Annotated in this window: 12 protein-coding genes; 5 read left to right on the forward strand and 7 right to left on the reverse strand. The window is 39.1% G+C overall.

What is annotated here, in order from left to right:
* Positions 1 to 18: 18 nt before the first annotated feature.
* Positions 19 to 639, reverse strand: a complete 621-nt coding sequence (locus MPH60_RS16085) for a GTP pyrophosphokinase (protein ID WP_034314484.1) — start codon at positions 637 to 639, stop codon at positions 19 to 21.
* Positions 640 to 956: 317 nt separating this feature from the next.
* Between MPH60_RS16085 and MPH60_RS16090 the strand changes: the two genes are divergently transcribed.
* From MPH60_RS16090 to MPH60_RS16105, 4 genes are all read left to right on the forward strand, one after another.
* Positions 957 to 1,535: a CYTH domain-containing protein gene (locus tag MPH60_RS16090; RefSeq protein ID WP_241590606.1), complete on the forward strand. Its 579-nt coding sequence runs from the start codon at positions 957 to 959 to the stop codon at positions 1,533 to 1,535.
* 22 nt (positions 1,536 to 1,557) lie between these two features.
* Entirely contained in the window at positions 1,558 to 2,223 is a 666-nt protein-coding gene (locus MPH60_RS16095) for a lytic transglycosylase domain-containing protein (RefSeq protein WP_336275399.1), read from the forward strand.
* A gap of 233 nt (positions 2,224 to 2,456) precedes the next feature.
* Complete coding sequence (locus MPH60_RS16100; RefSeq protein ID WP_048686552.1) at positions 2,457 to 2,861, forward strand: globin domain-containing protein; 405 nt, start codon at positions 2,457 to 2,459, stop codon at positions 2,859 to 2,861.
* Positions 2,858 to 3,751 (forward strand): ClpXP adapter SpxH family protein, encoded by an 894-nt coding sequence (locus MPH60_RS16105; protein WP_245406304.1) that lies wholly within the window; start codon positions 2,858 to 2,860, stop codon positions 3,749 to 3,751. Before MPH60_RS16100 ends, MPH60_RS16105 begins: the two co-directional genes overlap by 4 nt.
* Positions 3,752 to 4,673: 922 nt before the next feature.
* Here the strand turns inward: MPH60_RS16105 and pepF are convergent.
* The 6 genes from pepF to MPH60_RS16135 all read right to left on the reverse strand — a co-directional run bounded on the left by pepF (position 4,674) and on the right by MPH60_RS16135 (position 12,955).
* Positions 4,674 to 6,491: an oligoendopeptidase F gene (gene pepF, locus MPH60_RS16110; protein ID WP_241590608.1), complete on the reverse strand. Its 1,818-nt coding sequence runs from the start codon at positions 6,489 to 6,491 to the stop codon at positions 4,674 to 4,676.
* 187 nt (positions 6,492 to 6,678) lie between these two features.
* Complete coding sequence (locus tag MPH60_RS16115; RefSeq protein ID WP_241590609.1) at positions 6,679 to 7,887, reverse strand: competence protein CoiA; 1,209 nt, start codon at positions 7,885 to 7,887, stop codon at positions 6,679 to 6,681.
* A 99-nt stretch (positions 7,888 to 7,986) separates the two neighbouring features.
* Positions 7,987 to 9,495 carry a cardiolipin synthase gene (cls, locus tag MPH60_RS16120; RefSeq protein ID WP_241590610.1) on the reverse strand — a complete coding sequence of 503 codons (1,509 nt, stop codon included), beginning with the start codon at positions 9,493 to 9,495 and terminating at the stop codon, positions 7,987 to 7,989.
* A gap of 100 nt (positions 9,496 to 9,595) precedes the next feature.
* On the reverse strand, positions 9,596 to 10,264 hold the full coding sequence (gene mecA, locus MPH60_RS16125; RefSeq protein ID WP_034314498.1) for an adaptor protein MecA: 669 nt from the start codon (positions 10,262 to 10,264) through the stop codon (positions 9,596 to 9,598).
* Positions 10,265 to 10,758: 494 nt separating this feature from the next.
* Positions 10,759 to 11,154 carry a transcriptional regulator SpxA gene (spxA, locus tag MPH60_RS16130; protein ID WP_034314502.1) on the reverse strand — a complete coding sequence of 132 codons (396 nt, stop codon included), beginning with the start codon at positions 11,152 to 11,154 and terminating at the stop codon, positions 10,759 to 10,761.
* Positions 11,155 to 12,373: 1,219 nt separating this feature from the next.
* The gene (locus tag MPH60_RS16135) at positions 12,374 to 12,955 is read right to left on the reverse strand and encodes a GNAT family N-acetyltransferase (RefSeq protein ID WP_241590611.1); all 582 of its coding nucleotides are present in this window, start codon (positions 12,953 to 12,955) and stop codon (positions 12,374 to 12,376) included.
* A 96-nt stretch (positions 12,956 to 13,051) separates the two neighbouring features.
* On the opposite strand from MPH60_RS16135, the gene MPH60_RS16140 reads away from it, so the two are divergent.
* Positions 13,052 to 13,240 carry an FAD:protein FMN transferase gene (locus MPH60_RS16140; RefSeq protein WP_241590612.1) on the forward strand — a complete coding sequence of 63 codons (189 nt, stop codon included), beginning with the start codon at positions 13,052 to 13,054 and terminating at the stop codon, positions 13,238 to 13,240.
* Positions 13,241 to 13,279 lie beyond the last annotated feature (39 nt).

Genomic DNA, 13,279 nt, shown 5'->3' on the forward strand with positions numbered 1-13,279 from the left:
GTTTACCCATTTATGCGTTCAAGAATCTTTTTTCCTGGAAAAAAGACGCTGTGCTTCCTGGATTTCTGTACGGATTTGCGACATCTCTGCATCAAGCAGGAAGGCAGCTTCAGCTGCACGTTTGAGTCGCAGTTGAATATCTTCCGGGAAAATGCCTTTATATTTATAATTTAAAGAATGTTCGATCGTCGCCCAAAAGTTCATCGCAAGAGTCCTGATTTGAATTTCGGCAAGGATATTTTTTTCACCATGGATCGTCTGGACCGGATAGCGGATTACAACATGATAAGAACGGTAGCCGCTTGCTTTTTTATGGGAAATATAGTTTCTCTCCTCGACTATCTCGAAGTCATTGCGGCCTCGTAATAGTTCAACTACCTGTTCGATATCATCCACGAACTGGCACATCATCCGAAGTCCTGCAATATCCTGTATTTCCGTTCCCAATTTATCAATGGGAATATCCTTCAGGCTCGCCTTATCCAAAATGCTGACAATCGGCTTTACCCTGCCTGTTACAAATTCGATCGGTGAGTGAATATTCTCTCTCTCAAACTGTTTCCTTAATCCTTTTAGCTTAACCTTTAATTCTTCGACAGCCTGAGTATAAGGCGCCAAGAAATCGTCCCAACTCTCCATTGCCACACCACCTATATCTATCTAAAAAGCGCCTGTTCAACTCTGGTATGGGCAGAACGCTCTCCTAAATCCAGCAGTCACATGACTTTATGCCAATTCACCGCTGGATCCTATTCAATTTTTCTAGCAAAAAGTTATGTATTAAATTTCTATATACTTATATTCCCTTTCTCATGCTCAACGTTTATATTTTATCATATCCTGCAATTGATTCCTAAATATTCAAGTACAATAGCAAAAAATTATTGAATTCAATTTGACAGCTGGAATGGTTCTTATATGATTAACCTAAGAATCAGCCAGAAGGGATGGAACACATGAACCAGCATATTGAAATTGAATTTAAAAACCTCTTAAGCGAAAAGGAATTTCATCAACTGATCGAATACTTTCATGTCGGGGCATCGAACTTTAAAACACAGAAAAATCATTACTTCGATACACTCGGGTTCACTTTGAAAAATCAAGCCTCTGCCCTTAGGATCCGTGAGAAAAACGGGCGTTACGAGCTGACTTTAAAACAGCCCGCTACAGAAGGATTATTGGAGACGAATCAAGATATCTCAGAAGAAACCGCATATGCGTTTCTGAATCATAACACATTCCCTGACGGCGAGATCCAACTTCTTATCCTCGAATGCGGAATTGATCCGAAAGACTTTACCTGCTTTGGCACATTAAAGACGGACCGTTTTGAATTCCCTTACAAAGAGGGTTTACTTGTTTTAGATCATAGTTCGTATTTGAATCAGGAAGACTTTGAGCTTGAATATGAAGTGACCGATGCAAACGCCGGGAAAAAAAATTTCCTGACCCTCCTTGAAACCCTTCAAATTCCGGTAAGGGAAACCGAAAATAAAGTGAAGAGGTTTTATCGGGCCAAATTCCAAAAATAATCCTGTTTGAACCCATTCGGAGGTGGAGTGTTTGAAAATCCAAGATTTCAAAACGTTCATGGAATTGCAGGCAATCCAGCAATTCACAAATGGCAACAACACAAATGCAAATTCCTCTCGATCCATTTTCCAGGACATGCTCTCGGAACTGGTTTCGGGTGATGCTCTTGAAGGCGCTTCGCAGACATTGGGTTCCCTTTTATCACGCGTGGAAGCCGAAACGAAGTCCTTCCTTCAACCTGGCGTCCTGACATCCATGAACACCAACCCGGTATCCACTGCCCCTGCTGACAATCAGAGCAGTGAAACGGCAACAAACTATGATCATATCATCAGCCAGGCGGCCAGCTTATATAATCTCCCGGAAAAACTGATTAAGTCCGTCATTAAACAGGAATCGAACTTTAACCCTGAAGCCACCAGTTATGCGGGTGCAGCTGGCCTTATGCAGTTAATGCCCGCAACTGCAAAAAGCCTTGGGGTGGATGATGCAACCGATCCGGAACAAAACATCATGGGCGGGAGTAAATATTTAAGTCAAATGATGGCACGTTATGACGGGGACATCCAGATGGCCCTTGCTGCTTATAATGCAGGGCCCGGAAACGTAGATAAATATAACGGCATCCCCCCCTTTAGAGAAACTCAGAACTATGTTCAGAAAGTTTATGGCACATTTTCAAGCTAAAGCAAGCTGACCCTGATTATTTGTGCGGGTCAGTTTTTTCATGTCTATATATTCTTTTCCCATGAATTGTTAACAAATCGTAAAGCACCCAAAAACCTGTCATTTCCGGATCATTCCCCTGTGTCATACTACAGATGTAAAATTTTCTTTAAGCTATATATTTGTTATATCAGGACGTCATTGATAAAATATGAATAAATATCAACCATCTTTCTTTAAAAGGAGTAATCAACATGATGCAAGGGAACCCTACACCATATGAATTGATTGGAGAAGGGCAATTACACAAGTTAATTGATGTGTTTTACTCCAACGTTAGTCAACACCCGGATCTGCAGCCAATATTCCCTGACGATTTAACTGAAACGGTCCGTAAGCAAAAACAATTTATGACTCAATATTTAGGCGGTCCCTCTTTGTATACAGAAGAGCATGGCCATCCTATGTTGCGGGCTCGACATATACCTTTTGAAATTACACCAGAACGTGCGAAAGCATGGCTCTCATGCATGTATCAAGCTATGGACGAAGTTGGCCTTGAGGGTGAGATTAGGGAGTTTTTCTATCACCGCCTCTATTTGACGGCACAGCATATGATCAATACATCCGGAACTGACGGGAAAGGAGAAGGCAGTTGAGCGCACAAAAACCAGTTTTCAATATTTCCGATTGGATCAAGACGCAGCATTGCTATGATATAGGAAAAAAGCCAATTGAAATTTATGTTTTTGTTGATCCGCTTTGTCCCGAATGCTGGGGCTTAGAACCAATTATTAGGAAATTACAGATAGAATATGGCCAATTGTTCAGTTTACGCCATGTTTTAAGCGGTAAAATCGATTCTCTTAATATGGGGAAAAATAAAAATTATGAAAACATTGCTCAAGTTTGGGAAAAGACAGCCAGCCGCTCGGGAATGTCCTGCGACGGAAGCCTTTGGTCTGAAAACCCAATCTCTTCTCCATATACAGCTTCCATCGCAATAAAAGCAGCCGAATTACAGGGCCGTAAATTGGCCATTCGCTTTTTAAGGCAGCTTCAAGAATATGTATTCATAGGAAAAAAGGATATATCCAACATCGGAGTCTTGACCGAATGTGCCAATATGGTTGGATTGGATGTGGAAGAATTCCTTTATGACATCAATTCTTCCAGTGCAGCCAAAGGCTTTCAATGTGACATGAAAATCACGAGCGAAATGGAAGTGACTGAAATACCTTCCCTTGTCTTTTTCAATCAAAATATTGAAGAAGAGGGAATAAAAGTTTCAGGTGTCTATTCTTACGAGGTATATGTTCAAATTTTAGAAGATATGCTGAATGGTCTTCCAGCCCCTGCACCCCCCCCCACTCTCGAGGAGTTTTTAAGCTGTTTCAAACTAGTGGCCACGAAGGAAATTGAAACCGTTTATAATATGAATAAGAATAACGTCGAGTTGGAAATGAAAAAGCTTGTTTTAAAACAGGTGGCAGAGAAGATACCAGCTAAATACGGAACTTTTTGGAGATATACAAAGAAGCAGTCATGAATTTGACTGCTTCTTTGTTATATTAAAGGAAAAACCATGCAATCCAAAAGATTGCATGGCTCTTTATAAGAAAATAAGGGGATGGGAGAAATTTTTCACGATCAAACAAAGGGGTATAAGTTTGTTTGTGATTCACTTCACAATAAATAATATAACAGATAAACTATTTGTGTTTCAACTATATGTGTAACTTTTCACAAATTGTTCACAATATATATTTTTCATTTTTTTATTATCCCTTCCGATATATAGCTATATACGAGCCCTTTTTATTTAAAGCTATAAGTGTTTTTGATATCCGCTTAATATCTATCTAGATTGAAGATACATTCACTTGTGAACTTTATCACATTATCTTTATAATTGCCTAAGCCTTTTTTTAACTTAAAGCCGATCATTTAATTCTTTTTACTTTTCATGCAAATGAAAAACCCCGGCAAACCGCTAAATTTGCTGGGGTTTTCATCTATTTATACGAATAAGGGGATGGGAGAAATTTCACGACGAACAAACAAAGGGGTATATGTTTGGGATGTGATAACTTCTATATCTGTACTATAGCAGATTACACACCTTAATTGCAAGAACTTTGTGCGCAACTTCACATTATTGTCATATTCTTAGAATACTGCTTTATCTAAAACATACTATCTAATAAAGAGCAGATGAGCTTTTTCTGCTGCCAGGTTGGAGGTGACCAAATTGAAAGTCTTTATTCTGCTCATACTCTTGATAGGGTCGCTATTCGTCCAGCTACTCGGTATCATGAACCTCATTCCTCTGTATTTTACCTCCCCTATTTTATTTTTTGTTTTCTTTATAATTCTTCATAGCTTAAATCAGAGAAATCGTTTTAAAGGATTATGACGGACATCCATATATGATGAAAAGGACCCGGCAGTGCTCGGGTCCTTTTCACATCCTATTTATTCAAAAGCTCTTCCAACTCATTTAATTTTTCTTCGAATACATTCATGGCTTCTTGTACAGGCTCGGCTTTTGTCATATCGACACCAGCCTTTTTGAGTACTTCTATCGGATAATCGGAACTTCCTGACTTCAAGAATTCCAGATACCTTTTGACAGCAGGCTCTCCTTCTTCAAGGATTTGCTTGCTCAATGCTGTTGCTGCACTGATTCCAGTCGCATATTGATAAACATAGTAATTATAGTAGAAGTGTGGAATACGCGCCCATTCCAAACCGATTTCTTCATCAATGGTCACATTCTCACCAAAGTATTTTTTGTTCAGCTCATAATATTCCTTAGTAAGCATATCCGCTGTCAACGCTTCCCCATTTTGAGCTTTCAAATGGATGGTATGTTCAAACTCTGCAAACATCGTTTGCCGGAACAATGTGCCGCGGAAACCTTCCAGGTAATGATTCAATAAATAAATGCGTTTCTTTTCATCTTCGATTGAATTCAATAAATAATCATTCAACAGGTTCTCATTACAAGTCGATGCAACTTCCGCTACAAATATTGAATAATTCCCGTATGGATATGGCTGATATTTACGTGTATAGTAGCTATGGACCGAATGTCCAAACTCATGAACGAGCGTGAATAAGTTATTGACGTTATTTTGCCAGTTCATTAAAATATAAGGATTCGTCCCGTATGTACCAGAAGAATAGGCACCACTTCGTTTCCCTTTGTTTTCATGCACATCGACCCAACGGTTTTCAAATCCCTCTTTCAAAACGTTCAAATAATCCTCTCCAAGCGGAGCAAGTCCTTTAAGGACATAATCCTTGGCCTCGTCATATGTAACCTCCATCTTCACTTCTTTAACAAGAGGAGTGAATAGATCATACATATGAAGTTCATCTAATTGCAGTACTTTTTTACGTAAATCAAGATAACGGTGAAGTAATGGCAAGTTGTCATTGACCGTTTTAACGAGATTATCGTATACAGTCTCCGGAATGTTGTTATTACTTAACGCCGCTTGGCGTGCTGAATCATATTTTCGAACCGTGGCATTGAAGTTATGGTTTTTCACCTCACCAGACAGGGTTGAAGCAAATGTATTGCGGAACTCCCCATACTTGCTGTATACCCCCTTAAATGCCTCCTCACGTACACGGCGATCTTCACTCTCAAGAAAACTGATATACCTTCCGTGAGTTATTTCCACTTCATTTCCCTTTTCATCCTTGATGGTCGGGAATTTCAAATCGGCATTGTTAAGCATACCGAAAGTATTGCCCGATGCATCGAGTACTTCTGATGCCTGCGCCAATAATTCTTCCTGCTCTGCAGATAAGATATGTGGTCTCTGAAGATTAATTTCCTCTAAAGAATGCTTGTATAATTTCAATTCTTCTTTTTCTTCCAAAAACCCTTCCACTTTACTTTCGTCAATGCTCAATAGTTCAGGAACCATATATGAAAACGCAGCCGCTGCCTGGGCATATAAAGCTTTAGCCCGATCCTCCATCCCTTGATAAAAAGGATTGGTTGTATCTTGATCATTGCGCATATGTGAATAAGAATAAACTTTCCCTAGCTTCTCGAATACTTCATCTTGGAGTTGAAGCGCCGCGAATAACTTTTCTGCGCTTTCACCCAACGTCCCTTTATGTGCCTCCGCTTTCTTGAGGTCTTCCTTTACCGCTTTGAAAGCAGCTTCCCAATCTTCCTCGGTTGCGAAGATATCTTCCAGTCTCCAAGTATCTTCAGGAGCTATTTCACTTCTTGAGGGTAATGTATTCGTTTTTGTTTCCTGTGCCATAAAAAAATTCCTCCTCATTCTATAGAAACTTGCCATTGGGCTAACTCGTAAACCGGATAGACGCCGCAATGCTTCATTCGGCGTTCATTCCTTTTAAAGCTTATAATTCCCAGCTCTTATTACTATTTCTCCATTAACAAAAATAATCCTGCCATTTCATCTGAATTCAAGATAAATAGAGATGTTATCACTGATTATACTGGATATTCCCCTTTTCCATCATCAATTTATGCTTATCATAGAAATTTTTTTCCAAAATTCGGGCTTGATCACTGGTGAAGGCAAGGGTAAATTCCCTTTCAACTTTATACACCCCTTTTTCAGGCTTTGATAGATAACCCAATTGCTCCAAAAGCATGATATATTGACCTACAGGATATTCGATTGGTTTTTCATGAAGCAATGGCAACGGTCTGAACTTTATTTCCCCTTTTTTTAAGCGCTTTTTAAAAATGCAGATAATATCAGCCATAGAAATCTTTTCCCCTGTTCTTTTCTCTTGAAACACATCCATGTATAACCATGCCTGCCATTCAATCGAGGCAGTATCGATCAACAGCATCCCTTTGACGGGAACACCCACTTCAATGGGAAGTGTCGCAGGTGTAATATGATGTGAATAAAGCTCTTCGAAAAAAGGATCGCATCTGCGTGCTGTCTTCACTCGATGCAGGGACCAGCCATTTCGTTTATATCTCCATGCAGGCAGAAAAGGGAAACCAAAGCAATTTTGGGGCAATGCCCGACTAGGGGGAAGGAGCTTTAAAGAAGCTGTTGTCAATTCGGCAAAGACGGTTCTAGAGGTAAACGGAGTGAGGTTCTTCAATACTGATAAATGATCAGTTTCCGGGCAATACATCCAAAGAAACGGATGATGGAAGCTGCCGGTGACGAAGAGCCATTGGAAGCGGGTTAAACTGAATTCATACAAGCTTTTCCTTTTTAAGCGTTTTGCAGCGAGGATCCAGATTGGCTTGATGCCTATGCTTTGGTAGGCTCTTGTCCTTTCCATGAATTCCACCTCGGGGATAACTGAGCATTGAAATTCTATTGCATAGCGATTGCCTCCTATCACAGCTAAAATATCAGCCCTTTTCTTAATTTCAGGAAGGTAGGCTTCTAAATCCACTTGGTAACCATGTGACAATAACCACTGAAACAATTTTCTTTTTCCCATTAAATGATACGCGGATTCCGGTTCTGAAGTAGCACGGCATGAAGAACTATTTTTATGTGCGAAATGAGGGATCCTGACGTTTCCCGCTTTGATGGTCATTTCCATCTTGCAGCATGGACAGTAATAATCTGCTGACTTTCTCCATTCATCAATCTCGTTTGCCGGTATCTTTTCAGGAAGGGTAATCCAAGTTCCATCTTTCTTTATCGCAGTTAGCATACATCTCCTCCTCATCCACTACATTCGCCTGCTTCACTTAGGATTCCTTTTAATCGCAAAAAAAAAAAATGCCTGATCGGCATAAAGGAAAGTTACTATCTAAAGAAGGGGTGATAGCAATCGACATGTGGACTCCAATATTTTCAAACCGAAATTTCGTTTAGAAAAGGCACCAATCTCCACTTCTTGAGATACCTTTATATCTTCCAAAAAATCATTCACCAGCTGCCGAGTACTTTCCGTCCTGTAGAGGAAAGCATTGACTTCGAAATTCAGGTGAAAGCTTCTCATATCCATATTGGTTGTCCCAATCGACGCCAGTTGGTCATCAACGATGATGATTTTACTATGCATGAAGCCCTCATTATATTGGAATATACGAACTCCGGAAGCGAGCAATTCGGGAAAATAAGTTCTCGAAGCATGAAATACGATACGTTTATCGGGGTTCTTCGGTACGAGCAGCCTGACATCCAAACCACTTAAAGCAGCTACCTTCAACGCTTGAAAGATATCGTCATCAGGAACGAAATACGGAGATGCAATCCAGACGGACTTTTCTGCCGAAGCGATCATTTTAAAAAAAATACTTTTAATGATCGTCCACTCACTATCCGGCCCGCCGCCAATCAATTGAACTCCGCCATGTCCATGGTGGTTCGGCAGGCTAGCCATGAGATATTCATCACTTAAAAAACTATTATTGGTGGTATAATACCAATCCTGCAGAAATATGAGCTGTAAAGTCCTGACCGCTTCCCCCTTTATGATAAGATGCGTATCCCGCCAAGAACCGAATTTCTGATCTTGTCCCAAATATTCATCCCCAATATTGAGGCCGCCTATGAAACCGACAGAGCCATCTATCACAATTATTTTACGATGGTTGCGAAAGTTGAATGTATTATTTAATAAAGGGAGATGCAACGGACCAAAAGCAACCATTTCAACTCCCGCACTCCTCAGTTCATCGATATATGAACGAGCTAACTTCCAGGAACCAACCGCATCAAAGAGAAATCGGACCTCTACCCCTTCTTTTACTTTTTGAATCAAGATGTCCTTCAGCAAACCGCCAATACGGTCATCCCTAACAATATAATATTCTAAATGAATATGATGTGTGGCTTTTTTTAATTCTTCGATGATATTGGAAAATGTCTCATCACCATTCCTTAAAACCCGGGTTTCAGTCGTAAATGAAATAGGGCTATTCCCCAGCCTATTTGCAAGAGTGATTAACTGCTGAGGGGTATCGCCCATTTCCATCATTCGGTCATTATACTCGGCCCCGCCGCTTATTTTCACGAAACTCTGTTTATCCAAAAAGTACTTCTTGCGAAATATCCTTTCTTTCCGAAAATTACGGCCAAACAAAAAGTAAAAAATGAAACCGATGAATGGGAAAGCGCCAAAAATAACCAGCCATGTTATGGTCTCAATCGGATCTCTGTTTTCCAGGAAAATGTTGAATCCAATTATCACCAAGAAAAGGGTCAATATAAGGCTGGAATAAAAAATCACCCTGCCATCGACGCCATTTATTAGAAAATACCAAGAGCCGACCAACAAGAGAATAAGCAGACCAATGCCAACTATATTCTTCACCTAGACTACCTCCAATTAACAAACACAGGCACATGATAAACCGTAAAGCACTCATTCTTGGACGAAAAGGCCGATTTCTACTGAAATCGGCCTCAACAGTCTATGCGAAATATTTATCGACCGTTGTGAATACATCATTTTCGATAACTATCTTCCCGTACTCTTCAAGCATGTGCACCGTTATAGGTGACTCCTGACTATATTCCAATAAAAGACTTAGAACATTATCGATTTCTTCCTCATCAATCTCAGCCTCGGAAAATTCGATATAAAGATAATATTTATTCTGATAAACATAAAGTTTTGTCGTCCAGTCATCCAAGCCATGACGCTTGCTTAATGAAATGACATCTTCAAAATCCTCGAAAGTCGTGATGAATTCAATCATACCATCTTCAAATGTCATACCGCTTTCTTCATCTTTCCCATGAAAATGTTGATCAAGAAGCGTATCCATCTTGTCTGATACATTCAAATCCCTTAACTTATCATCTGAAAGAGGCAGCTCGAGCTTCTGACCATCTTTGGCAAGCTGGGCTTTTGTGACCAAAACTTCCAAGCCTTTTTCAAGGGCTTGAACTTGAATCCATAAAGGTCCTTCAATCATGAATTCTTCTTCTTGATGCACTTCATCCATCATTTCCCAAAAAAGTTCCTCACTTCGCTCGCGGCTGTACCAAATTTCTTCGCGATCAAAGCCTCTTTCCTCAATATCTATATAGGAAATATAAAATTTAACTGTATCGTCATTAATGCGTTCGATTTCCATGATTCCCCTCTCCCTTCCTTTCTCATTTTGAAGGGATAATAACCCCCAAGCGAAAATTGCTCTTAAAAGCTCTTTACCCGTAAGTGAATACTGTAAATCATGATAGTCATTAAAACAGACTATTTTACATCATTTTATGACAAAACCTTGAAGAAGGGAAATAAAAAACATTACATATCTAAAAAACAATTGTTTGCCTAATATTCCATTCATTCTATAAAAAAATTCATCCGCATGCAACTATCATAATGCTTTCTTCAATTTTAAACTTACTGCCATTAATGCCTTATTATATACACGGCATGATGAGGTGCATTCTTACTTTTTCTTTAAATGATGACCGGTTCAAGGGACATGCTGCAAATCCGAAAAATTTGGTGTCGCCTATGAATCCTGTTATGATACCCGTCATTAAGTAAAAAAAATCAGCGAAAAAACGATTATGTATAAAGAAAAAGCCCTGCACATTTCCTGGCAGAGCTTGAAAGACCTTATTAGTTGACCATACGTTGTGCTTCCCGTAGCTGGAAGGTACGAACTTTACGTGGTAAAAAGCGTCTTATCTCATCTTCGTTATAACCAACTTGAAGCCGTTTCTCGTCAAGGATAATCGGACGTCTTAACAGACCTGGATTTTCCTTGATCAATTTATATAATTCTTGAAGAGGCAGGCTCTCTAAATTTACGTTTAACTTTTGGAAAGTTTTTGACCGTGTTGAAATGATTTCATCGGTTCCATCTTCAGTCATTCGAAGAATTTCTTTAATCTCATCAATCGTTAACGGTTCTGAAAAAATGTTTCTTTCTTTATAACCAATCTCATGTTCCTCTAACCATGCTTTTGCTTTCCTGCATGAAGTACAACTAGGTGATGTATATAATGTTACCATGTTTACTCACACTCCCTAAATATAGAATCGGTGATCTATGAGGGGAAATCTACTATTAGTATTCATAAGTACCACTCTAATTTGAAATAATTTTAAATAAGTAATTCATTTTCTTTATTATACACTAAATTATTTAAAATGAATACCCTTTTTGATATTTGGAAAAATCCTTATAAACTTCTAGTTTAGCCTGTACTATAGCTTTTTCTGTTTTTTATGTAATACATTAAAACCGCTTTTTCTAATTGAAAATACCTACCTACCATTCTCAGTTAACTCTCAATTCGGCCCTCATGATTTTTTTATTAACTCTTACTTTTATTTACCCCCCATCTTTGTCAATAAACAAGAACATGTTAATATATTTTCTTTAATAAAAAGCAAATTCCTTCTTTCACATGAAAAACCATTCTTTTAGCACATATATTTCCAAAAGTAAAAAAGTAATTCGAAAAAATCAGCGATAAGTGAGTAATCTACCATCCAAGAAATTATAGATATTCATTTGCCCGCAATAAATGCACAATAAGAAAAAAAATACAGTTTGCCTGGAGTCGAAAAACATGATAATTATTTTCAATAACCCGCTCCCTTTCCGCCGACTGCCTTGCCAAGCCCCATCAAAAACACGCTGCCTCCGTGGTCTCCACTAGCCAGTTTTTCTGCAGGAGTGTCGCACTTTTCTTCAATCCATTGAGGTTTTTCATAGAACAGTAAAAAGCCATGAACTTATAACATATCGTGGTTGGGCTGAGAACATTCCAAACCTCCTTTATGGACAAATTTCTTGAACACTTTTTTCGGCCCTTACTGTACTTTTTCGACGTACGGAGCTATTTTTTCAGCCTTTCCCGCAGTTTTTTCTTCCTATACCGCACTTTATTCGACCCACAACGTACCTTATTCGACCTACACCGCACTTTATTCGACCCACACCGTACTTTATTCGACCTACACCGCACTTTATTCGACCGTTCACGAATTTTTTCGATCCACCGCACTTTTTTCGACCTACACCGTACCTTATTCGACCTGCACCGCACTTTATTCGACCTACACCGCACTTTATTCGACCTACACCCTACTTTATTCGACCTACACCGCACTTTATTCGTCCGTTCACGAATTTTTCCGACCTACACCACACTTTATTCGACCTACACCGTACTTTTTTCGACAAACTAAAAAGGGCCGGTTAAACGCCGGGCCCCTTTTTTTCTTAAATTTCCATCTCTTTAAAAATATCCGTTTCCTGACTTGCATTCAAGCTTAGTACATCCTCTACATCTTGATAAGATTTCCCATATAGGTCATCATCTTTGTAAGTATGGATTTCAGAATAAATCTCTTTCATGAAGTCAAATACGTCTTCTTCATCAACTGATGGATTTGCTGGCCAATATAGGATTTCCATAGGCGTATTCTCCTTAGTGGCAAGGGATTTTCTGCTGTAGGAAATTGAAGAGGCATGCTGGAATCCTTCCCTTTTATAAAATTTCAGCCTTTTAAATGAATCGTCATCATTTTCTTGTACTGGTTCTACTTCCAGCAAGATCGTTTTCTGCTTTTTTTGCAGTTTTTGAATTAATTTCCTTCCTAGTCCCTGCCCCCTTGAATTCTTTGATACAAAAAGGTAATCAACGAATATAAACTCTTCTCCCTCCACATACAATAAAACATGGTCGGGACCTTCATCCTTTTTATATATTTCCTGCTTATCTTCTAAAAGAACTTCTATATGTTCTTTGGACTTCATTTCTTCAATAGGGAAATACTGGTTCAACTTATCGTACCAATTCATAATTTAATCTCCTCATTTGCTAGATTATACTTTCCAGATTTTTTCTTATCCACTACAATGGAACTTGAATAGCTTGAAAATATTAGGAGGGTTTTGATGATCAGTTACTTTTTGGACTTTTTATTAGTCGCTGCTTGCGTTATTGGCATTACAGCTGTGAATGGCGTTGTGACGAATGGCATCGGCGAAAAATGGTTTGGCGGGAAACGTCACTCTCATATTTTCGATCAATCGAAACGAATTCAGTCAGGGTGGAGTAAAGTTGGCGGGAATAAAAAGCGGTAATTCAGAGAGAAATTGGATGACCGGAAGGCTCTTCCAAGG

It is taken from the genome of Peribacillus sp. Aquil_B1, assembly GCF_022603275.1.
In the GTDB taxonomy this organism is placed as follows: Bacteria; Bacillota; Bacilli; order Bacillales; family DSM-1321; genus Peribacillus.